General features: G+C 29.7%; 22 protein-coding genes and 1 other annotated feature. Of the genes, 21 read left to right on the plus strand and 1 reads right to left on the minus strand.

Annotation, left to right across the window (positions count from 1 at the left end; translation table 11 throughout):
- Positions 1 to 111 precede the first annotated feature (111 nt).
- The 17 genes from carA (at position 112) to T514_RS0102460 (ending at position 20,973) form a co-directional block, all read left to right on the plus strand.
- A complete protein-coding gene (carA, locus tag T514_RS0102380) occupies positions 112 to 1,179 on the plus strand; it encodes a glutamine-hydrolyzing carbamoyl-phosphate synthase small subunit (RefSeq protein WP_027623312.1) in 1,068 nt (355 codons plus the stop codon).
- A gap of 78 nt (positions 1,180 to 1,257) precedes the next feature.
- Positions 1,258 to 4,446 (plus strand): carbamoyl-phosphate synthase (glutamine-hydrolyzing) large subunit, encoded by a 3,189-nt coding sequence (carB, locus tag T514_RS0102385; RefSeq protein WP_027623313.1) that lies wholly within the window; start codon positions 1,258 to 1,260, stop codon positions 4,444 to 4,446.
- Between the two features lie 52 nt (positions 4,447 to 4,498).
- Positions 4,499 to 4,676 (plus strand) — a binding site (T-box leader).
- A gap of 169 nt (positions 4,677 to 4,845) precedes the next feature.
- On the plus strand, positions 4,846 to 7,485 hold the full coding sequence (gene alaS, locus T514_RS0102390) for an alanine--tRNA ligase (protein WP_027623314.1): 2,640 nt from the start codon (positions 4,846 to 4,848) through the stop codon (positions 7,483 to 7,485).
- A gap of 216 nt (positions 7,486 to 7,701) precedes the next feature.
- Positions 7,702 to 7,953, plus strand: a complete 252-nt coding sequence (locus T514_RS0102395; RefSeq protein ID WP_027623315.1) for an IreB family regulatory phosphoprotein — start codon at positions 7,702 to 7,704, stop codon at positions 7,951 to 7,953.
- A 54-nt stretch (positions 7,954 to 8,007) separates the two neighbouring features.
- Positions 8,008 to 8,418 carry a Holliday junction resolvase RuvX gene (ruvX, locus tag T514_RS0102400; protein WP_027623316.1) on the plus strand — a complete coding sequence of 137 codons (411 nt, stop codon included), beginning with the start codon at positions 8,008 to 8,010 and terminating at the stop codon, positions 8,416 to 8,418.
- 21 nt (positions 8,419 to 8,439) lie between these two features.
- A complete protein-coding gene (locus T514_RS0102405; RefSeq protein WP_027623317.1) occupies positions 8,440 to 8,709 on the plus strand; it encodes a DUF1292 domain-containing protein in 270 nt (89 codons plus the stop codon).
- Positions 8,710 to 8,985: 276 nt separating this feature from the next.
- Entirely contained in the window at positions 8,986 to 9,444 is a 459-nt protein-coding gene (locus tag T514_RS0102410) for a Fur family transcriptional regulator (protein WP_027623318.1), read from the plus strand.
- 41 nt (positions 9,445 to 9,485) lie between these two features.
- Positions 9,486 to 11,153, plus strand: coding sequence for a ribonuclease J (locus T514_RS0102415; RefSeq protein WP_027623319.1), 1,668 nt, complete (start codon positions 9,486 to 9,488; stop codon positions 11,151 to 11,153).
- 135 nt (positions 11,154 to 11,288) lie between these two features.
- Positions 11,289 to 11,639 (plus strand): YlbF/YmcA family competence regulator, encoded by a 351-nt coding sequence (locus T514_RS0102420; RefSeq protein WP_027623320.1) that lies wholly within the window; start codon positions 11,289 to 11,291, stop codon positions 11,637 to 11,639.
- Between the two features lie 118 nt (positions 11,640 to 11,757).
- Positions 11,758 to 13,581, plus strand: coding sequence for a translational GTPase TypA (gene typA / locus T514_RS0102425; protein ID WP_027623321.1), 1,824 nt, complete (start codon positions 11,758 to 11,760; stop codon positions 13,579 to 13,581).
- Positions 13,582 to 13,605: 24 nt separating this feature from the next.
- Positions 13,606 to 14,616 carry an endolytic transglycosylase MltG gene (mltG, locus tag T514_RS0102430; protein WP_169735793.1) on the plus strand — a complete coding sequence of 337 codons (1,011 nt, stop codon included), beginning with the start codon at positions 13,606 to 13,608 and terminating at the stop codon, positions 14,614 to 14,616.
- A gap of 25 nt (positions 14,617 to 14,641) precedes the next feature.
- Entirely contained in the window at positions 14,642 to 15,289 is a 648-nt protein-coding gene (locus T514_RS0102435) for an O-methyltransferase (protein ID WP_027623323.1), read from the plus strand.
- On the plus strand, positions 15,289 to 16,512 hold the full coding sequence (locus tag T514_RS0102440; protein ID WP_027623324.1) for a peptidase U32 family protein: 1,224 nt from the start codon (positions 15,289 to 15,291) through the stop codon (positions 16,510 to 16,512). Before T514_RS0102435 ends, T514_RS0102440 begins: the two co-directional genes overlap by 1 nt.
- 31 nt (positions 16,513 to 16,543) lie before the next feature.
- A complete protein-coding gene (gene udk, locus T514_RS0102445; RefSeq protein WP_027623325.1) occupies positions 16,544 to 17,170 on the plus strand; it encodes a uridine kinase in 627 nt (208 codons plus the stop codon).
- A 57-nt stretch (positions 17,171 to 17,227) separates the two neighbouring features.
- The gene (locus T514_RS0102450) at positions 17,228 to 18,880 is read left to right on the plus strand and encodes a penicillin-binding transpeptidase domain-containing protein (RefSeq protein ID WP_034867871.1); all 1,653 of its coding nucleotides are present in this window, start codon (positions 17,228 to 17,230) and stop codon (positions 18,878 to 18,880) included.
- A gap of 76 nt (positions 18,881 to 18,956) precedes the next feature.
- Complete coding sequence (gene sigK / locus T514_RS0102455) at positions 18,957 to 19,655, plus strand: RNA polymerase sporulation sigma factor SigK (protein ID WP_027623327.1); 699 nt, start codon at positions 18,957 to 18,959, stop codon at positions 19,653 to 19,655.
- 262 nt (positions 19,656 to 19,917) lie between these two features.
- The gene (locus T514_RS0102460) at positions 19,918 to 20,973 is read left to right on the plus strand and encodes a type IV pilus twitching motility protein PilT (RefSeq protein WP_027623328.1); all 1,056 of its coding nucleotides are present in this window, start codon (positions 19,918 to 19,920) and stop codon (positions 20,971 to 20,973) included.
- Between the two features lie 42 nt (positions 20,974 to 21,015).
- Here the strand turns inward: T514_RS0102460 and T514_RS26420 are convergent, their stop codons facing one another.
- Entirely contained in the window at positions 21,016 to 21,156 is a 141-nt protein-coding gene (locus T514_RS26420) for a hypothetical protein (protein ID WP_156939774.1), read from the minus strand.
- 404 nt (positions 21,157 to 21,560) lie between these two features.
- On the opposite strand from T514_RS26420, the gene T514_RS0102470 reads away from it, so the two are divergent.
- The 4 genes from T514_RS0102470 to spoIIGA all read left to right on the plus strand — a co-directional run bounded on the left by T514_RS0102470 (position 21,561) and on the right by spoIIGA (position 26,399).
- The gene (locus T514_RS0102470) at positions 21,561 to 22,841 is read left to right on the plus strand and encodes a glycosyltransferase family 2 protein (RefSeq protein WP_027623329.1); all 1,281 of its coding nucleotides are present in this window, start codon (positions 21,561 to 21,563) and stop codon (positions 22,839 to 22,841) included.
- A gap of 174 nt (positions 22,842 to 23,015) precedes the next feature.
- Entirely contained in the window at positions 23,016 to 24,293 is a 1,278-nt protein-coding gene (ftsA, locus tag T514_RS0102475; RefSeq protein ID WP_027623330.1) for a cell division protein FtsA, read from the plus strand.
- Between the two features lie 15 nt (positions 24,294 to 24,308).
- Positions 24,309 to 25,442, plus strand: a complete 1,134-nt coding sequence (gene ftsZ, locus T514_RS0102480; RefSeq protein ID WP_027623331.1) for a cell division protein FtsZ — start codon at positions 24,309 to 24,311, stop codon at positions 25,440 to 25,442.
- Between the two features lie 156 nt (positions 25,443 to 25,598).
- Positions 25,599 to 26,399: a sigma-E processing peptidase SpoIIGA gene (spoIIGA, locus tag T514_RS0102485; RefSeq protein WP_027623332.1), complete on the plus strand. Its 801-nt coding sequence runs from the start codon at positions 25,599 to 25,601 to the stop codon at positions 26,397 to 26,399.
- Positions 26,400 to 26,402 lie beyond the last annotated feature (3 nt).

Genomic DNA, 26,402 nt, shown 5'->3' on the forward strand with positions numbered 1-26,402 from the left:
TCTTAGCCTTAGATGGAGTTTGATTAAAAGAAATACACTACTCCAACTAAGATTAGAAGAACTTATTAGGGAGTTCATCTATCGGATAAATTTTAGGAAGAAGGTTTTAGGATGAAGGGATTGTTATATTTAGAGGACGGAACTATATATATAGGAGAAGGTATAGGTAAAAAAGGCACTTCTGTAGGAGAACTAGTATTTAATACATCTACCACAGGTTATGAAGAAGTACTAACGGATCCATCTTATGCTGGACAAGTAATAAACATGTGTTATCCATTTATAGGTAATTATGGAGTAAACAATGCGCATAAGGAATCTTCAAGATCCTATGCTAGAGGAATAGTGGTAAAGTCTATATGTGATACACCTTCAAACTATCTAAGTCAAAAATCCCTAAATGAATTTTTAAAAGAAGAAAATATAGTTGGGGTATGTGGGTTAGATACAAGAAGTATTACTAAAAAAATACGAAATTTTGGTTCAATGAAATGTGTAATTTCTAATGAAGATTTATCAATTCATGAAATTAAAGAAATAATGCTTTCACAGGGAAAGGAAAATTTAGTCCAACAAGTAAGTGTAGATTGTACTAGACATATAAAAGGAGAAGCGGTAAAGATAGCAGTTTTAGATTTTGGAGTTAAAAAAAGCATAATAAAAGACTTAACTAAAAGAGGATGTGAAGTAACAATATTTCCATATAATAGCTTTTATGATGAAATTATGAGTATTAATCCTGATGGAGTTTTGCTAAGCAATGGTCCAGGAGATCCAAAGGATGTGCTTCATAGTGTACAGGAAGTAAAAAAGCTTATTGATAAGGTTCCAATATTTGGAGTGTGCCTAGGCCATCAAATATTGACTTTAGCTTTGGGAGGAAACACCTATAAAATGAAGTTTGGTCATAGAGGAGGAAATCATGGGGTTTATGATATAGAAAAAGATAAAGCCTATATAACTTCTCAAAATCATGGTTATGCAGTAGAAGCAGAAAGTTTAAAAGATTTGGATGTAGTGGTAACACATATAAATTTAAACGATAGAACTATTGAAGGAATAAGACATAAAAGTTTACCTGTTTTTTCAGTGCAATTTCATCCAGAAGGAGCACCAGGACCAACGGATACTTCTTATTTATTTGATAAGTTTATTAAATGTGCAGGTGAAAGATTGTAGTAAGCACAGATAATGGAACTTTATAGGAGAGCAAATAGTGATAGAGGACTATTTGCTAAAATTAAAGGAGGAAAAATTATGCCATTAAATAAGAATATAGATAAGGTTTTAATAATAGGTTCTGGTCCTATAATAATTGGTCAAGCTGCTGAATTTGACTATTCGGGTACACAAGCCTGTAAAGCTATAAAAGAGGAGGAAATAGAAACTATTTTAGTTAATAGTAATCCTGCTACTATTATGACAGATGAGCATATAGCTGATAGAGTTTATATAGAACCTTTAACAGTTCAAGCTGTAACTGAAATTATAAAGAAAGAAAGACCCTATGGGATTTTAGCTGGATTTGGTGGACAGACAGCTTTAAATTTGGCTATGGAATTAAAAAAAATAGGTATATTGGATAAATATAATGTGAAGCTTTTGGGGATAAAAGAGCAGTCTATAAAGAAAGCAGAGGATAGAGAAGAATTTAAAAAACTCATGGAGGAAATAGGAGAACCAATACCACCAAGCGTTATTGCAACAAATATGCAACAATGTAGAAATTTTGTAAAAGAGATAGGTTTTCCGGTTATTATTAGACCTGCCTATACTCTAGGTGGTACAGGTGGAGGTGTAGCTTATAATCATGAGGAACTAGAAAATATATGTCAGCATGGTATAAAAGAAAGCCCTATAGGGCAGATATTGTTAGAAAAAAGCCTTGTAGGATGGAAAGAGATAGAATATGAAGTTATAAGAGATAGCAAGAACAATTGTATTATAGTATGTAATATGGAAAATTTAGATCCAGTAGGAATACACACAGGAGACAGTATAGTAGTTGCTCCAAGTCAAACTTTAGGAAATGGGCAATACCAAATGCTAAGAAGGGCTTCTATTAAAATAATTAAAAGTTTAAAAATAGAGGGAGGATGTAATATACAATTTGCATTAGATCCATATAGTGAAAATTATATGGTTATAGAAGTGAACCCTAGAGTTAGTAGATCTAGTGCTTTGGCTTCAAAAGCTGCAGGATATCCTATAGCTAAAATTGCTGGAAAAATTGCGTTGGGATATACTTTGGATGAATTAAAAAATTATGTAACAGGTAATTCAAGTGCTTTTTTTGAGCCAGCATTAGATTACTGTGTTGTAAAAATACCTAAATGGCCTTTTGATAAATTTAAAGATGCTAATAGAAAGTTAGGCACACAAATGAAGGCAACAGGAGAAGTTATGGCTATTGATAGATGTTTTGAAAGTGCCTTACTAAAGGCTGCTATAAGTCTAGAGGGAGAAATAATAGGATTAAATTTACCAAATTTGAATGATATGTCTAAGGGGGAAATAATAAATAAAATAAAGCTGCAGGATGATGAAAGATTATTTGCTATAGCTGAAGGACTAAGAAAAGGCGTAACCATACAAGAAATTCATAGTGTTACAAAGATAGATAAATGGTTTTTAAATGCTATTAATAATATTGTGAATATGGAAAAAGAATTAATAAATCACACACCTGATATTAGCATGGTTCATAAGGCTGAGGCTATGGGATTTACAGATGAATATATATGCAAAATTATTGGTATATCAAGAGAAAACTTAGAGGAATTAAAAAGTACGAATAATATAGCACCAGTTTATAAAATGGTGGATACATGTAGTGGAGAGTTTCAGTGCCAAACGTCCTATTACTATTCTTGTTATGATTCTGAAGATGATAATATAATAACAAAAGGTGATAAGATTTTAGTTATAGGCTCTGGACCTATAAGAATAGGACAAGGAATAGAATTTGATTACAGCTGTGTTCATGGTGTTTGGGCTATTAATAAATTAGGCTACGAAGCTATAATTATTAATAATAATCCAGAAACTGTTAGTACGGATTTTGATATTGCTGATAAACTATATTTTGAACCGTTATATATAGATGATGTTATGAATGTTATAAAACGAGAGAAAGTAAAAGGTGTAATTGTACAGTTTGGAGGACAAACTGCATTAAATCTATGTAAGAAGTTAAGTGAAAAAGGTGTAAATATATTGGGTACTTCTTTTCGTTCAATTGACTTAGCAGAGGATAGAAATAAATTTAGACACTTTTTAGAAAAGTTAAATATAAAAACTCCTATAGGAGGAGCTGTGATAAATCTACAGGAAGCATATGATTTAGTAGATAAAATAGGTCTTCCTGTAATTGTAAGACCTTCCTATGTAATAGGTGGAAGAGGCATGGAAATAATTTATCATAAAGAGGAGTTATATAAATATCTTAAGGAAGCGGTTAGTTTGTCTGAAGAAAGTCCTGTGCTTATAGATAAATATGTCATGGGAAAAGAAATAGAAGTAGACGCTATATGTGATGGGGAAAATATATTAATACCAGGTATAATGGAACATGTTGAGAGAACAGGAGTGCATTCAGGAGATAGCATTACTATATATCCTTCTGTTAGCTTAGGAGAAAATGTTTTAGAAAAAATCCATCAATATACTTTGGAAATTTCAGAGAAATTAAAAATAAAAGGACTAATAAATATACAATATGCCTATGATGGGAAGGATATTTATGTAATTGAAGTTAATGCAAGAGCTTCTAGAACAGTACCTATTTTTAGTAAAGTTACAGGAATACCTATGGTAGATTTATCTGTGGGAATAATACTAGGAAAAACTTTAAAAGAGCTAGGATATCCTACAGGTTTATATAGAAAGGAAAAGTTTTATGCAGTAAAAGTACCTGTATTTTCAACAAAAAAATTGCAGGGAGTAGAAGTGGCTTTAGGACCAGAAATGAAGTCTACAGGAGAAGTATTAGGTATAGATTATAATTTGAATAAGGCTATATACAAGGGATTTAAAGCTGCAGGTATTGATTTTATAACTAATGGAAATATATTTGTATCTTTAGATGATAATAATAAGCATGAAGGAGTAAATATAATTAAGGAATATGAAACTTTGGGATTTACTATATATGCATCTTATGGAAGCTATAAATACTTAATGGAAAGTGGTGTAAAATGTAATTTGTTATCCATAGAAGAAGCTTGTGAATTTATTAAAAATAAAGAAATAGATTTGATTATAAATACACCTACTGAAGGAAAAAATATGAATAGAAACGGGTTTAAATTAAGAAGAAAGGCTGTGGAAAATAATGTTACTATTTTTACATGTTTAGACACAGCTAAACTGTATATTCAAGGAATAAAGATTGAAAAAAATGGAGAAAATATAGAATATAAATCCTTAAGCCAATATAAAATTTAGCTAGATGTTGACATGTGATATTTTTTAATTTATAATTTTTATCAAAATGAATATTTTGGTTATGAAGAAAATGAGTAAATACATTTTTACCATTAAGAGAGGAAGTGGCTGGTGAAAACTTCTTGGAAAATGTATTGAAGCTATTTTGGAGCCTTTATTATATCTGAGAGATATAAGTTACATAACTTATATAATTAGGGTGGTACCGCGGAGAAGCTTTCGTCCCTTATTCAAGAGACAAGGCTTCTTTTTTGATGCCAAAATTAATTAAATTTATTAAAAATATTTTTACAACGTTAAAGGGAGAGATGAAGAAAATGACTTGGAATTTTGGCCAACAAGATTCCTTCTATAACTCTCAATTTCAACTATTAACTAAATAAACGGAGGAGATAATTCATGGAAAAAATGGGTTTGAACGAATTAAGAGAAGCATATTTAAAGTTTTTTGAAAGTAAGGAGCACTTAAGGTTACAAAGTTTTCCTTTAGTGCCTAAAAATGATAATAGTTTGCTGTTGATTAATGCAGGAATGGCTCCATTAAAGCCTTATTTTACAGGAGTTCAAGTGCCACCTAGAAATAGGATTACTACATGTCAAAAATGTATAAGAACTGGTGATATAGAAAATGTAGGTAAAACTTCAAGACATGGTACTTTTTTTGAGATGTTAGGAAACTTCTCCTTTGGAAATTACTTTAAAAAAGAAGTTATTCCATGGGCATGGGAATTTGTAACTGAAGTATTAAAACTTCCAAAAGATAAATTATATGTAACAATATATTTAGAAGATGATGAAGCATTTGAAATATGGACTAAATCTACAGATATAGATCCATCAAGAATATTCAGATTAGGAAAAGATGATAATTTCTGGGAAATAGGTCAAGGACCTTGTGGACCATGTTCAGAAATACATTTTGATAGAGGAGCTGGAAAGATAACTACTGCAGAAGAATTTGTTAAAGCAGGAGATGAAGACAAAGTAGTTGAATTCTGGAACCTAGTATTTACTCAGTTTGATAAAGATGAAAACGGAAATTACAATAGATTAGCACATCCTAATATAGATACTGGAATGGGTCTTGAAAGAATAGCTACAATTATGCAAGGAACAAATAGCATATTTGAAGTAGATACTATAAGAGCTATACTAGATGAAGTAACTAAAGTATCAGGTGCAGTTTATGGAAAAGATAAGAATACTGACATATCCTTAAGAGTTATAACAGACCATGTAAGAAGTGTAACTTTCATGATTTCAGATGGTATATTACCTTCTAATGAAGGAAGAGGATATGTTCTAAGAAGACTACTTAGAAGAGCTGCTAGACATGGAAGATTATTAGGAGTGAATCATAATTTTCTTTACAATATATGTGATATAGTAATATCAAATTCTTGTGGTGCATACCCTGAGTTAAAAGAAAAAGAAGAATACATAAAGAAAGTTATAAAACTAGAAGAAGAAAGATTTGCTGAAACTATAGACAGTGGTATTCAAATTTTAAATGAATATATAGAAGAACTTAATAAAAAAGGAGAAAAGGTTCTTTCAGGAGATAAAGCTTTTAAATTATATGATACTTATGGATTCCCTTTAGAATTAACTGAAGAAATATTAGAAGAAAAGGGAATGAAAGTTGATATAGAAGGCTTTAATAAAGAAATGAATGAACAAAGACAGAGAGCTAGAGCTGCCAGAGGAGAATCTAACTACATGGGAGCCGAAGATACTTTAATAAATAAATTACCAAAAGAAATAGATACGGAATTTGTTGGTTATGATAATGTAGAAACTGATTCAAAGATTACTTTAATAGTAAAAGGAGAAGAATTAGTTAATTCTTTGACTTCAGGAGAAGAAGGGGTAATATTAGTAGAGAAAACTCCTTTCTATGCTGAAATGGGAGGACAAATTGGAGATACAGGTATAATAAGCTTTGAAAGTGGCAAAGCTGAAGTAATGGATTGTAAAAAGAATGTAGGTGGGAAAATACTTCATTTTGTTAAAGTAATAGAAGGAGAAGTTAAGAAAGACAGTATTGTGACTTTAAAAGTAGATGAAGATAGAAGAAATAGTATAAGAAAAAATCATACAGCTACCCATATGCTTCATGAAGCATTAAGAGAAGTACTAGGAGATCATGTGCAGCAATCTGGTTCTTATGTAGATAGTGAAAGATTGAGATTTGACTTTAATCATTTTGCAGGACTTACTGAAGAGGAGCTAAAGACTGTAGAAAGATTAGTTAACTTAAATATAATGAAAGTATATCCTGTAGCAACTAAGGTGATGAATATAGAGGAAGCTAAGGCAAGTGGTGCTGTAGCATTATTTGATGATAAATATAAAGAAGATGTAAGAGTAGTTTCTGTAGGAGAGTTTAGCAAAGAACTTTGTGGTGGAACTCATGTTAGAAATTCAGGAGAAATTGGATTGTTTAAAGTAATTTCTGAGTCAGGAGTAGCTGCAGGAATAAGAAGAATTGAAGCGGTTACTGGGTTAAATGCTATAAACTTTATGGAAGAAAAAGAAAATACCTTAAAATCCATAGGAGAAACACTAAAATGTGGAGAAAAGGATATAATAAGTAAAATAAATTCAAATTTAGTAGAGCTTAAGAATAAAGAAAAGGAAATAAATGAACTTAAGAGTAAATTAGCTAGTGGAGCAGAGGATGAACTATTAAATAATGTAAAAGAAGTAAAAGGTATAAAGTTAATTACTGGAGTATTAGAAGATGTAGATGGTAATACTTTAAGAGAATTAGGAGATAAGCTTCGAGATAAGATAGCTGATGGCGTAGTAGTATTAGGAAGTGCTATTGAAGGAAAAGTTCAATTTATTGCAATGGCTTCAAAGGGAGCAGTAGCTAAAGGAGCCCACTGTGGAAAGATCATAAAAGAAGTTGCTTCAATTGCTGGAGGCGGCGGTGGTGGAAGACCGGATATGGCCCAAGCAGGTGGAAAACTTCCGGAAAAACTTAATGAAGCAATAGCTAAGGTAGAAGATATACTGTCAAATTTAGCAAAATAGTATACAATTTATAAAATATAGTCTATAATATAAATAAATACAACATTGTTTGAATAACAGTTGACAGTTAATAAAAAGCGTTATTTTTCTCACTGATCTAGAAAAAATTAGTTCATCTAGCATCAGTGAAGAAAAAATATTTATAGCTTCTTTATATTTTTAAATATTAAATTCTTAATTTAAAATACATATATAGGCAAGTGGGGTGAAGAAAAAATGGGGAATGATAATACTATTCAATTTGATGCGGTAAAGAATAAAAGAGATTTAACTAAAGAGATTCTTACCCAAGTATATGATTCTTTAAAAGAAAAGGGATATAATCCTGTTAATCAAATGGTAGGATATTTAATATCAGGAGATCCTACTTATATTACAAATTACAATGGAGCTAGAGCTTTGGTTAGAAAACTTGAAAGAGATGAGATATTAGAAGAAGTATTAAAAAATTACTTAGGTATAAAATAAAAATGCCTTAATGGCATTTTTATTTTAAAATTGAGCATAATAAAGGAGAAGAATATGAGAATATTAGGGCTTGATGTAGGAGATAGAACCATAGGAGTTGCAGTAAGCGATCCATTAGGTTTAACAGCTCAAGGAATAACTACTATAAGAAGAAAAGGTATAGACAATGATATAGAAGAGTTAAAAAAGATATGTGCTCAATATGAAGTCCAAAAGATAGTATCTGGATTACCTAAAAATATGAATGGTACTTTAGGCCCACAAAGTGAAAAGGTACTAGAATTTTGTGATGTTTTAAAAAGTGAAATTTCTTTAGAAATAATAATGTGGGATGAAAGACTTACTACTGTAGCTGCACATAAAGCTATGTTAGAAGCAGATTTATCACGTTCGAAAAGAAAAAAAATAGTAGATAAAATTGCTGCTACATACATACTTCAAGGCTACTTAGATAGTATTTATTAATAAATTTGTGAGGTGAAAACTATGGAAAATGATGTTACATCAATTGTATTGACGGATGAAGAAGGTAACGAAACTGAATTTGAGGTAGTTACTAAATTAGATATTGAAGATAAAGAATATGTAATTGTAGTGCCAAAGGATGAAGATACCGATGAAGCGATAGCATTAAGAATAGATAAAGATGAAGATGGAAATGATATATTGGTTACTGTAGATGACGATGATGAGTTTGCCATTGTCGTAGAGGCATATGAAACTTTATTTGCTGAAGAAGATAGTGAATTAAACTAGTGCATAATAAAAGCTATGTTGCCCATACATAGCTTTTATTATTTTTTACATAACATTTTATCTAATAGCTACCTATTTTAAGGATGACATTTTATAAGAATAGGTTGGGTATAGATAGGTTATTCTAAGCTTCAGATTAAGATATTTATTTTTAATATAAATTTTATCTGAAGCTAAGAAAAACTTAATGTAATGATTATCAATTGACAATACTTTAGTATTAAATATATAATTAAGTGTAGAAATTTTTATTAATATATGAAATGAGGTACCTATATGGGAAAGTTTTCTTATGAAGAAATAGAAAGATTAAAAAATTCTTTAAAAGAAAAAGGATATAAGCTTACTCCTCAAAGAAGAGCTATTGTGGATATAATTATAAAAAATGAAGGAAATCATTTAACTACTGAGGAATTATACAATCTTGTGAAAGTGGAGTGTCCAGAAATAGGTTTAGCTACAGTTTATAGAACAGTTCTTTTACTTGAAGAAATGGGTATAGTTACAAAGCTAGACTTAAATGATGGATGTAGTAGATATGAATTAGTTCACGAAGATGAAAACCATCAACATCATCATCTTGTGTGTAATAAATGTGGCAAGGTTATTGAGGTGGAAGGAGATCTTTTAGAGGAGCTAGAGCACAGTATAGAATTAAAGTATAAATTTAAAATTCAAGATCATAGTGTTAAATTTTATGGATTATGCAGTGAATGCTCTAATGAGTTAAAATAATAGATTACCTAAAGTAAAAGAATAAAAAAGGAGGGGAGAAAATGAGAAGGGAAAGAGACAAAGTTAAAGTTATTCCACTAGGCGGAGTAAATGAAATAGGCAAAAATTTAACAGTTATAGAATATAAAAATGATATTATTGTTATTGATTGTGGCTTAAAATTTCCTGATGAAGAAATGTTGGGTATAGATGTAGTTATACCTGATATAAGTTATTTATTAAAAAATAGAGAAAGAGTAAAAGGAGTATTTTTAACACATGGACATGAGGATCACATAGGTGCACTTCCTTATGTGTTAAAACAATTAAATGTTCCTGTGTATGGAACGAAACTTACATTAGGTATTCTAGAAACTAAGTTGAAAGAGCATAATTTACTGGGTTCTGTTGAATTGATATGCGTAAAAGCAAGAGATATAATAAAGCTTGAAAATGCATCAGTAGAATTCATAAGAACAAGTCATAGTATAGCGGATTCAGTTGCTATTGCTATACATACACCACTTGGAGTAATACTCCATACAGGTGATTTTAAAATTGATTATACACCTATAGACGGTTGTGTAGCGGATTTGACTAGGTTTGCAGAACTTGGGAAAAAAGGTGTAATACTTATGCTTGCAGATAGTACAAATGTAGAAAGAGCAGGATATACTATGTCCGAAAGCACTGTAGGAGAAGCTTTTGAGGATATTTTTGCTACAGCAAAAGGAAGAATAATTGTAGCAACCTTTGCTTCACATATACATAGAATACAGCAAGTTATAAGTGCAGCTGATAAGTATGGAAGAAAAGTGGCGTTTTCCGGAAGAAGTATGGAAAATATTGTGGAAGTTTCTAAAGAATTAGGTTATATTGATGCAGCTAATGAAATGTTCATAGATATCGATTTGATTAATAAATATCCAGAGGATAAGGTAGTTATAATAACTACTGGAAGTCAAGGAGAACCTATGTCAGCTTTATCAAGAATGGCTGCTTCAGAACACAAGAAAGTAAATATAATACCAGGAGATATGGTTATAATTTCAGCTACGCCAATTCCAGGAAATGAAAAATTAGTATCAAGGGTTATAAATCAATTGTTTAAAAAAGGAGCTGAAGTAATATATGAAGCTTTAGCTGATGTTCATGTATCTGGTCACGCTTGCCAGGAAGAATTAAAATTGATGCATACTCTTGTAAGACCTAAATTCTTTGTTCCTGTACATGGGGAATATAGACATTTAAAGCAGCATGCAGAATTAGCTATAAAACTTGGACTTCCAAGTAATAATGTTATAATTGCTGATAATGGAGATGTAATCGAAGCTAATAGAGACTTCATAAGAAAAAATGGAGTAGTTACTTCAGGTCAGGTATTTGTAGATGGCTTAGGAGTGGGGGATGTTGGTAATATCGTTTTAAGAGATAGAAAACATCTTTCTCAAGATGGTATTCTTACAGTAGTTGTAACTATTGAAAAAGAATCTGGATTAGTTATAGCAGGTCCTGATATTATTTCAAGAGGATTTGTATATGTAAGAGAATCAGAGGACTTAATGGAAGAAGCAAGAAATATAGTAAGAGATGCATTAAAAGAATGTGAAGAAAAACATATAACAGAATGGGCTACTATAAAGTCAAATATAAAGGATTCTCTAAGAATGTTCTTATATGAAAGGACAAAGAGAAAACCAATGATACTTCCTATTATAATGGAAATTTAATTCAGAGCACAGAGTGCAGAGCATAGAGCACAGATAATAGATTTTTAATTAAATCTATGCTTTATACTCTATACTCTATACTCTATACTCTAAAAGGTGTTCTGTTTTATTATTGAAAATTTGGGAGGCTTTTAAATGAATATTTATGATAAAACTCATGAATTAGCTAAAATTTTAAAAGATTGTCCAGAAGTTATAGAACTTAGAAATGCAGTTAAAAAAATAGAGAATAGTGAGACTAATAAGAAAATGTTGAATGATTTCAGAAAATTGCAGTATGAAGCATATTCTGAACAAATGAGCTGTGGAAAATTATCCAAGGAAATGGAAGGGAAGTTAAACAACTTAGGATCTATTATTTCTATGAATCCAGAGGTTTCTTTGTATCTTCAGGCAGAAGCGAGATTCGGTGTAATATGGGAAGACATTATGAAAATATTGAATGAAGCTGTAGATATTGATTTAACTTTCGGAATAGGGAAATAATTTTACATAAGTTGACTTTTTACGATAGTAATATTAGAATGAATGTATTAGCGTAAGTTGGATACTCCTAGGTATCCAATTTTTTTGAGAAAAATTTAAATTTATTGGGGGAAATAATATGAATTTATTTACAAGAAATGATATAAGAAATATAGCTATAATAGCGCACGTTGACCATGGTAAGACTACTCTAGTTGATGCGATGCTTAGACAAAGCCATGTTTTTAGAGAAAATGAAAAGGTTCAAGAAAGAGTAATGGACTCAAACGATCTTGAAAGAGAAAGAGGTATCACTATTCTTTCTAAAAATACTTCTGTTATGCATAATGGCATAAAAATCAATATAATTGATACACCAGGACACGCTGATTTTGGTGGAGAAGTAGAACGTGTATTAAAAATGGTAGATAGTGTTTTACTTGTAGTTGACTCTTATGAAGGACCTATGCCTCAGACAAAATTCGTTTTAAAGAAAGCTTTAGAACTTGATTTAAGACCTATAGTAGTTATAAATAAAATTGATAAACCAGATGCTAGAGCTGGTGAAGTTTTAGATGAAGTATTTGATCTATTTGTAGAATTAGGTGCTTCCGATGAGCAATTGGATTTCCCTGTTGTTTATTGTTCAGCTAAAAAAGGTATAGCTATGAAAGAATTAGATGAAGAAAGCAATAATATGGATCCTTTATTTGATATTATAATTAAAAATGTAAAAGCACCAGAAGGATATATTGATCAGCCTCTTCAAATGTTAATTACAACTATTGATTCAAATGAATATGTGGGAAGAATTGCTATAGGAAAAATATACAGAGGATCAATAAAGAGAAATCAACAGGCTGCTCTTATAAGAAAAGATGGTAAAGTAGATAATGTTAAAGTAAGCAGTGTTTTTGTTTATAATGGACTTAAAAGAGAAGAAACAGATGAAGCTAAATTAGGAGATATAGTTGCTGTTGCAGGAATATCTGATATTAATATAGGTGAAACTTTAGCAGATGCAGGTTCACCAGAAGCACTACCTTTTGTAGAGATAGATGAACCAACTTTAAGTATGAATTTTATGGTAAATAACTCACCTTTTGCGGGAAAAGAAGGAGAGTATGTAACATCAAGACATTTAAGAGATAGACTTATGAAAGAGTTGGAAACTAATGTAAGCTTAAGGGTTGAGGAAACAGATTCAGCAGAATGCTTTAAGGTAAGTGGAAGAGGAGAATTACATTTATCTATTCTTATTGAAACTATGAGAAGAGAAGGTTATGAATTCCAGGTTTCAAAGCCTAGCGTAATATTTAAAGAAGAAAATGGTAAAAAATTAGAACCAATTGAATATTTAACTATAGACGTACCAGAAGAATTTATGGGCGTTGTTATGGAAAAGCTAGGACCAAGAAAAGCAGAAATGGTTAATATGACTTCAGCTGTAAATGGTTATACTAGATTAGAATTTACTGTACCTGCAAGGGGATTAATAGGCTTTAGAAATGAATTTATGACTGACACTAAAGGAAATGGTATAATGAATCATCTTTTTGAAGGCTATGAAGCTTATAAGGGAGATATTCCAGAAAGAAGTAGGGGATCCTTAGTAGTATTTGAATCTGGTACATCTATAACTTATGGATTATTCAATGCTCAAGAAAGAGGTACTCTATTTATTGGAGCAGGTACTGAGGTTTATGAAGGAATGATAGCAGGTGAATGTTCAAGAGCAGACGATATAGAAGTTAATGTTTGTAAGAAGAAACATTTATCTAATACAAGATCTTCAGGAGCAGATGAAGCGTTGAAATTAACTCCAATAACTCCAATGTCATTAGAGCAATGTCTTGAATTTATAGCATCAGATGAATTGGTAGAAGTTACACCTAAAAATATTAGAATGAGAAAAAGAATACTAAATGCAGAAATGAGAAAAAAATCAAATAGAAGAAAGTAATTTTTTATAATCATGGAGGGGGCTATGCGAAAGGTAAAAAGGATACTTACAAGTTTCTTGATTTTACTGGTTATGATAGTTGGAATTTACTCTTATTATAGATCTGTAGTAAATCATCCTTTCAAAGATAAAGGAAAAGATATAGGGGTTATTGTTAATAATGGTGATAGTTTATATAAGGTATTAAATTCTTTAGATAATAAAAAAGAAATAAAGAATTTAATTTTAATAAAAACTTATATAAAAAGAAATAATTTAAATACTACTATTAAACCAGGAAATTATCAGATAAGCTCTGACGTAACCTTGAAAGAACTTATGATAGATTTAAATAAGGGGATTTTTAATAAGAATCTAGTAAAAGTTACTATTCCAGAAGGATATGATATAGAAAAAATTGCTTTACTATTGGAAGAAAAAGATATAATAAAAAAAGAGGAATTCCTACAAAGTTGTAGAGAATTTCCTCTTCCACGTTATATAAAGAATGTAGGTAATAGAAAATATAATTTAGAAGGATATTTATTTCCAGATACCTATGAATTAGTTAAAGGTATGCAAGGAAAAGATATTATTGATATTATGTATAATAGATTTAATAGGTCTATTAATGAACTAAGAAATAAGTACAGCATAGATGATAATAAAATTGATACAATAATAACAATGGCATCTATGGTAGAAAGAGAAGCTGAAAGAGATGAAGAAAGAGGAAAAGTAGCTTCTGTGTTTTATAATAGAATAAATATAGGGATGAAAATGGAATCTTGTGCTACAGTGCTATATGCTCTAGGAAAGCACAAAAACAAATTATACTATAGTGATTTGAAAATAAAATCCCCATATAATACGTATATTATTAAGGGCTTTCCTCCAGGACCAATATGTAGTCCAGGTATATCATCTATAAAGGCAGCTATAAATCCAGATAAGACAAATTATTTGTATTTTGTATCTTATAATAATGGAACTCATTTCTTTACAAGAGATTATAAAGAGTTTTTGAAGGTGAAAAAACAAACTCAAGGGAATTAGTTTCTTTTAAGCTAGGAGGTTGTAAATGAGCGGTATTACTTATGACTACATGGAGGAATATATTAGAGGGCTTATAAAGGAAAGTAACCCAATACTTAAGGAATTGGAAGAGTATGCTCATAAAAATAATGTTCCAATAATACAAAAAGAAGTTGGAAAATTTTTGGAACTTATGATAAATATAAAAAGGCCAAAAAAAATATTAGAATTGGGTACTGCTATAGGTTACTCAGCTATTTTAATGAAAACAGCTTGTATTGAAGACTGTGAAATAGTAACCGTAGAAAGAGATCAGGATATGATAAACTTAGCACAGAATAATATAGAGAAGTATGGAGTTTCTAAGGATATAAAAATAGTTCAAGGTGATTGTTTAGATGTACTAGAAAATCTTCAAGGTGAATTTGATTTAATATTTATGGATGCAGGTAAGGGACATTATAATCATTTTCTTCCCCATTGTTTAAGACTTTTAAATAAAGATGGAGTTATTGTGGCAGATAATGTGCTTTTTAGGGGAATGATAGCTTCAAATGAGTTAGTTAAAAGAAGAAAGATAACTATTGTAAAAAGAATGAGAAAATTCTTGGAAATGGTATCAGAGGATGAATTTATAACCTCTGTAATTCCAATGGGTGATGGAATAGCAGTTATCACAAGGAGGGAGAAATAATGAATAAACCGGAAGTATTAGCACCAGCTGGAAGTTTGGAAAAGTTAAAGACTGCCATAATATTTGGAGCAGATGCTGTATATCTTGGAGGAAGTAAATTAAATTTAAGAGCTTTTGCAGATAATTTCAGTGATGAGGAATTAAAGGAAGGTATAGAATTTGCTCATGATAGAGGAAGAAAAGTATATATAACTTTAAATGTCTTTCCTCACAATGAAGATTTAAAAGGATTAGAAGAATATTTAATTAAGTTATATAGTTTAAATGTAGACGCCATTATAGTATCTGATCCAGGTATAATAATGACTGCAAGAGAGGTAGTACCAAATTTAGAGATACATTTAAGTACTCAGGCAAATAACGTAAACTGGAAATCAGCAATATTTTGGTATAATGCAGGAGTAAAAAGGATAGTTTTAGCAAGAGAAATGTCTTTAGAAGAAATAAAGGAAATAAGAGAAAAGTTACCACAGGACTGTGATATAGAAGCTTTTGTTCATGGTTCAATGTGTATGTCTTATTCAGGAAGATGTTTACTATCCAATTATATGACAGGAAGAGATTCAAATAGAGGGCAATGTGCTCAACCTTGTAGATATAAATACTTTTTAGTAGAAGAGAAAAGACCTAATCAGTACTTCCCAGTAAATGAGGATGAAAAAGGGACTTATATATTTAATTCAAAGGATTTATGTATGATAGAACACATACCAGAGCTAGTCAATGCTGGAATTAATTCCTTTAAGATTGAAGGAAGAATGAAAAGTGCATATTATGTAGCAGCGGTTGTAAAATCTTACAGGGAAGCAGTAGATAGTTATTTTGATAATCCTGAAAAGTATGTGTTCAAAAAACAATGGATGAATAATTTATTAAGAACAAGTCATAGAGCTTATTACACAGGATTTTATTTTGGTGATAAGGATAGTCAAATATATGAAAATTCCTCATACATAAGAGATTTTGATATAGTTGGTGTGGTAAAAGGCTACAATAAGGAATCAAAAGAAGCAATTATTGAGCAAAGAAATAAAATCTTTGAAGGAGATACTGTAGAAGTATTAAGACCTATGGGAGATAATTTTGAAGTTAAACTAAATAATCTTAAAGATGAGAATGGTAATACTATAGAGGCAACTCCTGTGGCTCAAATGATATATACAGCAAAGACAGATTTAGAACTTAAGAAAAACGATATGCTAATAAAAAGTAAAGAAAAATAATTATTATATTAAGGGGGAAAAATAAAGTATTATGAAGCGTCCAATTCTTATAGGTATAACAGGTGGAACAGGTTCTGGAAAGAGTACTATTGCAAAAGAAATTTATAAAAAATTTAATGAAGATTGTATAGCGATGATAGAGCAAGATTCCTATTATAAGGATCAAAGTCATTTATCTTTTGATGAAAGAACTAAAACTAATTATGATCATCCAGATGCTTTTGATACTGTTCTTTTAGTAAATCATTTAAAAATGTTATTACAGGGAAAAGAAATAGAAAAACCTATTTATGATTTCGAAAAACATAATAGAAAAATTGAAAATATAAAAGTTCAACCCAGAGATATAATAATTGTAGAAGGCATTTTAGTTTTAGAAGAAAAGGATTTAAGGGATTTATTAGATATAAAGATTTATGTGGATACAGATGCGGATGTAAGAATAATAAGAAGATTGGTAAGGGATATAAACGAAAGAGGCAGAACAGTAGATTCTGTTATTAATCAATATCTAAATGTAGTAAGACCTATGCATATGCAATTCATCGAACCTAGTAAAAGATATGCAGATATAATAATACCTGAAGGTGGTCATAATAAAGTGGCCATTGACGTAATAGTAGGTAACATTAGGCAACTACTTCAATATGGAGAATAATAGGAATAAAATACCTCACTTTGGCTAAAATTATAGTTGAAAGTGAGGTACTTTTTTATGTTTAAAAAAAGATGTTATATTATTTTTTTTGTGTTTATAATTTGCTTTTCTATATTAGCTACACAAATGGTAAATCTTCAGTATAAGAAAGCTGATGAATTAAGTGTTATAGCAGATTCTCAATATAAATATAGGGAAAATAAGGAAGAATTGAATTATAAGTTATTGGATTGTAATGGAAAAGATCTATTAGAGTATAAAAAAAAATATAAGGCTGTAATAATACCTAATATATTTATTAAAAATAACATGGATACAGACTATGAAGAATTTTTAAAGTTATTATACATATTAAAAAGTTATAATAGTGATTATGATCTTACAGATAAAAAATATCTATCCAGTAGTCAAAAATTGTATTTTGATATTGATAAGGTTACCTATGAAAAGCTAAAAGAAATAAAAGGTATAAAAGGATTTTATGCTTTTGAATATTCTCAGGTAGATAGAAATGAAGCTTGGAATATAGAAAATATGATTACAAGTATTAAAAGTTCAAGTGATAATTCTTTTAAGAATAAGAATTCTTTAGAGATGTATTTATATAATAAACTAAAAAACAATAAAATACCTCAAATAGATTTCAATATTGATATAGATGGAAATATAACAGAAAGCAAAGAAGAAGTTTTAAATAATAATAATAACATAAGATTAACTATAGATAAAAATCTACAAGAAAATATAAAAGAAATGTTGAACAGTAAATATAATAAGTATGAACAAATTGGCGTAATACTAATGGAAAATGATACGGGAAAAATTAGGGCAATGGTGCAAAAAGATGATACATTACCTAATGTTAATATAGGTGCTGAAACTTTAAATGGTTTTTTCCCCGGATCAATATTTAAAACTATAGTTTTAGAGGGAGCTTTAGAAAGAGGAGATATATCATTACAAGATAAATTTATTTGTAAAGGAACTCATGAAAATAGAAAAAATAAAGAAACAAAAAATCATGGAACACTGTCTTTAGAAGAAGCTTTTGTAGTCTCATGTAATGATATTTATACGCAACTAGGAATAAAAATAGGATCTGAAAAAATATGTGAATTATCCGAAAGGCAAGGACTTTTTAAAAAGGTAATTGGAATGGATAGAGAACAAAGTGGAGATTTAGAGATAAAGAATCCTAAAGCGGAAGATGGAAGTTTAGGTATAACCTCCATAGGTCAAAATATAAGAATAACTCCCTTAGAAGCGATAAGTATAGTAAATACTGTTGTTAATAACGGAAAATATATAAGGCCTAATATTATAGATAGCTATGTTGATAGTAATAATGTAGAGATGGAAAAAGTGCGAAAGGAAGAAAGGCAAGTATTATCAATAGATACAGCCAATAAGTTAAAACAAACAATGAAAAAAGTTGTAGATCAGGGTACAGGAATAGCTGCTGCAGTTCCAGGAGTACAGATTGGTGGAAAGACTGGTTCTACAGAGAGGATTGAAATTATTAAAAATAAAGATAATAAAGATGAAAAAAAACAATATTCAGATGGATGGTTTATAGGATACTTTAAATGGGATAATAGATATTACTCTATGGTAGTGTTTGTAAAGAATATAGATAAAAATTTAGAAAGTGGTGGGACCACTGCAGCACCTGTATTTAAAGATGTTGTAGAAAAAGTTATAAAAAAATAAATAATATTCATATAGACATGCACTTTTATAAAAAAAAATCATATTATATTAATAAGCACTATTTGGAGGAACTACTGTGTTTCTAGTAAATTGTTTATTAAATATAATCGGTGATAGTATTTTTTTGACAGCCTATGTTACAGGTAACAATTCTTTTCCACAACCATTAGATGAAGAAGAAGAAAAATATTATTTAAATAAACTAAAAGAAGGGGATGCTTTAGCAAAAAGTGTTTTAGTTGAAAGAAATTTAAGATTAGTAGCTCATATAGTTAAGAAATATTCTTACCCAGGAAAAGATGTAGACGATTTAATATCCATTGGTACTGTAGGATTAATTAAGGCTATAGATTCATTTAATAGCGACAAGGGTACGAGACTTGCTACTTATGCAGCAAAGTGTATAGAAAATGAGATATTAATGCTAATTAGAAGTAATAAAAAGATAAAGGGAGAAGTATATCTACAAGATCCAATTGGTATAGATAAAGAAGGAAATGAAATTTCTTTAATGGATGTTTTAAGCAGTGAAGAAGATTCTATAACTGAAATAGTAGAAAATAAGATACAAATAAAAAAATTATATAATAAGATTTGCACATGTCTTCAAAATAGAGAAAGATCGGTTATTGAAATGAGATATGGTTTAGTGGATGGTAAGGCAAAAACTCAACGGGAAATAGCAGCACTACTTGGTATATCGAGATCTTATGTATCTAGGATAGAAAAGAGAGCTCTAAAAAAACTTTATAGGGAAATGAATGGGAAAATTTAATATATATTTTGATATTATGGGAAATTTATTGTAAAATAAATATGAGATAGGATGAAAAAGAAATTATTACAATGTAAACTTTTGGGGTAAAATAAGGAAAAGTATTAAAATTAATCTAAAGTATACGAAATACTATAGTGGGTTATATTTTACTATATTGGTATAAGTTGCAACCCTAAAGATACCTAAAGGTATAAACAAAGTTTTAAATATTAGAAAAACAAAGGATTATAAAGTTTACATATTAGAGAGGAGAAAGAAATTGATATCATTAAATTCATTATTAGAAACTACCGTTAGAGAAAAAGCATCAGATTTACATCTTACTGTAGGTGTAGCACCAACTATAAGAATCAATGGACAGCTAACTCATATAGGTAGTGAAAAACTAACTACAACAGATACAGAAAATTATGTTAAAGAAATATTAGGGGATTTATATGAAGAATATTGTAATAAAGGGGAAATGGATACATCCTTCTCAGTAGGTGGATTGGGTAGATTTAGGGTGAATATTTTTAAGCAAAGGGGAAGTGATGCTGCGGCTATTAGAGTGGTTGGACTAAAAATCCCAACTTTATCAGACTTAAGTTTTCCCCCTATAATAAGGGAGTTAACTACAAAACAAAGGGGATTAGTAATTGTTACAGGACCAACAGGCAGTGGTAAGAGTACTACCCTAGCAGCAATGATAAATGAAATAAATGCCACTAGAGCTGGGCATATAATAACTTTAGAAGACCCTATAGAATATTTACATAAGCATAATAAATCTATAATAAACCAAAGAGAAATAGGAAAAGATACTAAAAGTTATGCAAATGCACTTAAATCTGTTTTAAGAGAAGATCCAGATGTTATATTGGTTGGGGAAATGAGGGATTTAGAAACAATTTCTGTAGCTATAACTGCAGCTGAAACAGGACATTTAGTATTTTCAACATTACATACTATTGGAGCTGCTAAAACTGTTGATAGAATTATAGACGTTTTTCCACCTTATCAACAACAGCAAATTAAGGTTCAGCTGGCGGCAGTATTGAAAGGTGTAATATCTCAACAATTAATCCCAAAAATAAATGGAGATGGAAGAGTTGCTGCTCTTGAAATAATGATATCTACACCAGCTATTCAAAATATGATTAGGGAAGGAAAAACCTATCAAATAGAATCTTCTATACAAACAGGCTCGAAATATGGTATGAAAACTATGGATATGTGTATAGCGGAAATGTATAAAAAAGGTTTAATATCTTATGACGATGCTATGAGTTATTCTGTTGACAGAGAAATGTTATCTAAGATAATTTCATTATAAATATGTCTAAAATAAAAAGGGATCTATATAGATCCCTTTTTATTAGAATATCATATAATCAAACATTTTTATGCAAAACTGATTAGATATCATGGCCTTACTTAGTTGTACATCTTTTTTCTTTTTATCACCATTAGTAGTAGAAGATATACTTATATTTTTTTTGTTTACATTAGATTCCATGATAAATCCTCCTTTTATATATTTTGATGGTAAAAGGGAGGAATTTACCAGAAGGATTCGTCTTTTTTATGAAGCTTTCTTAGGTCAAAATAATAGATCAGTTCGTAGCGCCTCATAAGGCTCTACCCCCTTTTCTGGTTGCTTAAAGTTTAACAACTGTTTAATATAAGTATATCATATTATAAAAGTGTATACAAAGTCTATAAAGTCCGATAAAAGGCATAATAAAAGGTTTATAAATGGATATATATAAATATATATTTGTATGCTTTAACTTTTATATATAAAGCTTAAAATTGGAATTTTATATAGTTTTCTATAAAATAATTAATTTTTTTACTTCAAGTGTATAGTAATTATGCAGTATTTATGCTAAAATAACTGTGAATTAGGGGGGAGTTAAAGTGGAAGTAGTTAGCAGTATAATACATGAAATTTCCCGTATTATTACTATTACAGTATTTATTATTTCAATGTATTATTTGTTCATTTCATTTTTTGGTATATGGAGAAAAAAAGAGAATATAAAGGTAGAACCCAAAAAAAGTTTTGCATTAATAGTAGCAGCTCATAATGAAGAAATTGTAATAGGCAACATAGTTGATAGTTTGAACAATTTAGAATATCCTAAGGAATTGTATGATGTTTATGTTATTGCAGATAATTGTACAGATGAAACCGCAATAAAAGCAAGAGAAAAAGGTGCTATAGTTTATGAAAGAGTTAATAAAGAAAAAAGAGGAAAAGGCTATGCGCTAGAATGGATGTTCGATAAGATATTTAATATGGAAAAAAACTATGATGCTGTATCTGTATTCGATGCAGATAACTTAGTCCACAAGGATTTTTTATTAGAAATGAATAAAAAAATGTGTCAGGGATATAAGGTAGTTCAAGGTTATTTGGATAGCAAAAATCCTAACGATACTTGGATAACAGGAAGTTATTCTATATCTTTCTGGACATCAAATAGAATGTTTCAGCTATCTAGGAGTAATTTAGGTTTATCTAATCAGCTGGGTGGAACTGGATTCTCTATAGATACTAAGATATTAAAAGAAATTGGATGGGGAGCTACATGTTTAACAGAGGATTTGGAATTCTCATGTAAATTAGTATTAAATGGATATAAGGTTGGATGGGCTCATGATGCAGTAATATATGATGAAAAACCTTTAACATTAACGCAATCTTGGTTTCAAAGAAGAAGATGGATGCAAGGTTTTGCAGATGTAGCACATAGATACTTTTTTAAGCTTATGAAAAGGGCTATAAAGAAATTTAGTTTTACGGCTTTAGATTGTGCTTTATATAGTATACAACCTATAATAATAATACTTTTTGGATTTTCTATGATTATGGGTGCCTTTAACTATGTTGTTAAAGGATACAATATTATGACAAACTTGAGTAATTATATATATATATATTCTATGAATTTTAATATGATTACATTTGCAGGTATTTTAATTTCCATATTTCAATTTATTTACACACCTTTTATATTAATTTTAGAAAAAAAACTAGACTTAAAAATTTTTTGGTACTATGTTATTTATCCAATTTATGCTATAACTTGGCTTCCAATATCCATACAAGGAATAATGCATAGAAATGACAAGGAATGGAGTCATACTATGCATACAAGAAATGTAGATATAAGTGAATTGGAAAAGGCTAATTAGTTATAGTAAAAAGAAAGATTTTTAATCTTTCTTTTTTTGATAAATGGAATACAATGCCAGTATTCAATTTAATTTAAAAAATTATTTAAAAAATTTTAAATGCTAGAGAGGAAAAAAGTATCTTTTGTTGAATATATACTAATGTAATGGTTCTCTTAGGGAGGGAAAATGCTGATGAATGAATATGTAGTAGGAATCGATATAGGATCTTCAAAAGTTTGTGCTGCAGCGGGTATATTTGATAAGCACGGAAAGATTCAAATAACTGGGATTACCTCAGTTCCTTGTGATGGGGTAAAAAGAGGTATAGTTGTTGATATAGATAATACAGCTATTGGTATTAAAAATTGTGTGGAACAATTGGAAAGAATGATTGATTCAAAAATTACAGAAGCTTATATATCAATACCAGGAGAAATTTGTGAGCTTACATTAAATAGGGGAGTTGTAGCAGTATCATCTGAAGATAGAGAAATTAAAAAAAATGATGTAGAAAGAGTTTTAAAAGCAGCTAAAATTATTTCAATACCATCCGATAAAGAAATTATAGGAGTAATACCAGAACAATTTATAGTAGATGGTTATGATAATATAATAGACCCTATAGGAATGTGTGGGTTAAGATTGGAAGTTGATGCTCAAATAATTTTATGCCAGTCAACTATAATAAGTAACATATTTAAAGGTATAAAAAAGGCAGGAATTAATGTAAATGGTATGGTATTTCAGCCTCTTGCCAATGCTGAGGCAGTATTGAATAAAGAGGAAATGAAAATAGGTGTTCTTCTTTTAGATATAGGAGGAGAAACCACAAATATTACAGTATTTAATAATAACAGGCTAATTTATAGTGATATGTTACCTATAGGTGGAAACACTATAGCTAATGATATTTCTCTATGTTTAAAATTACCTTTATCTGAAGCCGAGAAATTAAAAATAAAATATGGTAGAATTAATAATGAAGCTTCCGATGAAGATTTTAAAATAAAAATAAACGCAAACTACGATAATGTAGTGGAAGTAGATTATAGTTTACTTATCCAGATAATAAGTGCAAGAGTTGAAGAAATTTTGTATTTAGTTAAGAAAAAACTAAATATGAGTGGATGTCTTGAACAAGTATCAGGAATAGTTGTAGTAGGAGGAGGTATAGCTTTAACAAAAGGTAGCATAGAATTATGTAAGAACATAATGGACAAGCCGGTAAGAGTAGGTATTCCTGAGTATGTAGGAGCAGCTAGCCCAATATATGCTACTGCAGTAGGAATAGTTAAAGATGTAATAGAAACAGGAAAAGTAAATTTAACTCAAAATACAAATTCAGAAAATCATCATAAAAGAAATGATGGTAGGGCTGTATGGGAGGAAGAAGATGATGAATCTTATTCCGAAGAAAATAATAATGGTATATTATCAAAAATAAAAGGATTTTTTTCAGATTTTTTCTAATAAGGAGGTATTATTGTGCTAGATTTTGATGTAGATGTTAAGCAATTCGCTCAGATAAAGGTAATTGGAACTGGCGGTGGCGGAAATAACGCTTTAAATAGAATGATAACAGAGGGGTTAAAGAATGTTGAGTTTATAGCTATAAATACAGATAAACAGGCATTGATGTTATCTCAAGCATCACAAAAGATACAAATTGGGGATAAATTAACTAAGGGTCTTGGAGCTGGAGCAAATCCAGAGATTGGACAAAAAGCAGCTGAAGAAAGTAAAGAAGAAATATCTCAGGCTATAAAAGGAGCTGATATGGTATTTATTACCGCAGGAATGGGAGGCGGTACTGGAACTGGAGCAGCACCTGTTATAGCTCAAATAGCTAAATCTATGGGAATACTAACCGTAGGAGTAGTAACAAAGCCATTTCCATTTGAAGGAAGAAAAAGGATGCTTCATGCAGAAATGGGAGTTAAAAATTTAAAAGATAGTGTAGATACTTTAGTTACAATACCAAATGAGAGACTTTTAACTATAGTTGATAAAAAGACAACACTTATGGATTCTTTTAAATTAGCAGATGACGTATTAAGACAAGGTGTTCAAGGTATTTCTGACTTAATTACTATACCAGGTCTTGTAAACTTGGACTTTGCTGACGTAAGAACTATTATGACAGATAGAGGTCTTGCGCATATGGGTGTAGGTAAGGGAAGTGGAGACAATAGAGCTCAAGAAGCCGCAAAACAAGCTATATCTAGTCCATTACTTGAAACTTCAATAGTTGGTGCTACTGGAGTATTATTAAATATAACTGGAGGATGCGATTTAGGACTTCTTGAAATAAACGAAGCTGCTGAAATAGTTCAGCAAGCTGCTGATCCAGATGCAAATATTATATTTGGTGCAGTAATTGATGAAAATTTAAAAGATGAAATTAGAATAACTGTTATAGCTACTGGCTTTGAATGTGAAAAAGAAAAGAAGAGGGAAAGTGAAAACTTTAATGTTGGTAACATAGCTAATAATGCTAATAATACCAATAACCAATCTCAATCTCAAGCTAATTCAGAGGCAGCAGCAGATAATAATTTTGACAATTATAACGAAAATGATTTAGAAATACCAACTTTTTTAAGAAGACAAAGAAGATAATAAATAAAAGTGATGAAAAATCTGACCTATAAAGAAAAAGGTCAGATTTTTTTATTTTTTTGCCATATTATAAATTATAAAAACTGGAATTCATATTAAAAAATGACAAAATTTTGAAATGGTTGGGTATATAATAGTATCTAGAGGTGAGAATATGTGATTGTTTACATTGATGTATTATTATTAGAAAATTTTATTGTAAATAGCTTTTTACTTTCAATTACAGCTCATACGCTAAGATGTAGGACAAATGGAATTTATACAGCTTTAGGAGGGCTATTGGGTAGTTTATTTATATTTACAATATTAATTGATAGTCTAAGGTATTTTAATAATATTATTATAAAAATATTGATGGCATTCATTATGGTATTCATTACTTTTAGAAAAAAAAATTTATTGTTTAATGTAAAGGCTTCAATTATTTTTATTTTATATTCTATGTTACTAGCTGGAATTTGTGTATTTATAGAATTTAATCATAATAACTCACATATGATGCAGGGAGTTATATATAATTTCTCTCATAAAAAGCTTATGCTATCAATAATGATTATATATCTAGTAATTCATAGAGTAGTATTTTTTGTAAAAGATAGAAAAGAAATGAATACTTTCATATATGAAATAGACATTGTTTTAAAAAATTCACAAAAAGAAGTAAAAGCATTTTTAGATACAGGAAATGAATTAGTTGAGCCTGTAACAAATTTGCCAGTTGTAATTGTAGAAAAAGATTTATTTAATGATGAGGACATTAAAGGATATGACACATTCTACATACCGTATTCTGTAATTAATGGAAACTATGGAAAGCTAAAAGCTATAAAACCTGAGTATGTAAAAATTCACAAGGAAAATTATTTAGAAGAAAAGGATGTTTTAGTAGCCTTTTGTGAGAAGAAATTAAGTAATAATGGGGATTATCAAGCTTTATTATCAAGAGGAATAATATAAATA

Origin of the sequence: Clostridium lundense DSM 17049 (assembly GCF_000619945.1) — a bacterium.
GTDB lineage: Bacteria > Bacillota > Clostridia > Clostridiales > Clostridiaceae > Clostridium_AO > Clostridium_AO lundense.

Coding starts and splice junctions, on each gene's coding strand:
- carA (WP_027623312.1), top strand. CDS start 112: ATGAAGGGATTGTTATATTTAGAGGACGGAACTATATATATAGGAGAA.
- carB (WP_027623313.1), top strand. CDS start 1,258: ATGCCATTAAATAAGAATATAGATAAGGTTTTAATAATAGGTTCTGGT.
- alaS (WP_027623314.1), top strand. CDS start 4,846: ATGGAAAAAATGGGTTTGAACGAATTAAGAGAAGCATATTTAAAGTTT.
- T514_RS0102395 (WP_027623315.1), top strand. CDS start 7,702: ATGGGGAATGATAATACTATTCAATTTGATGCGGTAAAGAATAAAAGA.
- ruvX (WP_027623316.1), top strand. CDS start 8,008: ATGAGAATATTAGGGCTTGATGTAGGAGATAGAACCATAGGAGTTGCA.
- T514_RS0102405 (WP_027623317.1), top strand. CDS start 8,440: ATGGAAAATGATGTTACATCAATTGTATTGACGGATGAAGAAGGTAAC.
- T514_RS0102410 (WP_027623318.1), top strand. CDS start 8,986: ATGGGAAAGTTTTCTTATGAAGAAATAGAAAGATTAAAAAATTCTTTA.
- T514_RS0102415 (WP_027623319.1), top strand. CDS start 9,486: ATGAGAAGGGAAAGAGACAAAGTTAAAGTTATTCCACTAGGCGGAGTA.
- T514_RS0102420 (WP_027623320.1), top strand. CDS start 11,289: ATGAATATTTATGATAAAACTCATGAATTAGCTAAAATTTTAAAAGAT.
- typA (WP_027623321.1), top strand. CDS start 11,758: ATGAATTTATTTACAAGAAATGATATAAGAAATATAGCTATAATAGCG.
- mltG (WP_169735793.1), top strand. CDS start 13,606: ATGCGAAAGGTAAAAAGGATACTTACAAGTTTCTTGATTTTACTGGTT.
- T514_RS0102435 (WP_027623323.1), top strand. CDS start 14,642: ATGAGCGGTATTACTTATGACTACATGGAGGAATATATTAGAGGGCTT.
- T514_RS0102440 (WP_027623324.1), top strand. CDS start 15,289: ATGAATAAACCGGAAGTATTAGCACCAGCTGGAAGTTTGGAAAAGTTA.
- udk (WP_027623325.1), top strand. CDS start 16,544: ATGAAGCGTCCAATTCTTATAGGTATAACAGGTGGAACAGGTTCTGGA.
- T514_RS0102450 (WP_034867871.1), top strand. CDS start 17,228: ATGTTTAAAAAAAGATGTTATATTATTTTTTTTGTGTTTATAATTTGC.
- T514_RS26420 (WP_156939774.1), bottom strand. CDS start 21,156: ATGGAATCTAATGTAAACAAAAAAAATATAAGTATATCTTCTACTACT.
- ftsA (WP_027623330.1), top strand. CDS start 23,016: ATGAATGAATATGTAGTAGGAATCGATATAGGATCTTCAAAAGTTTGT.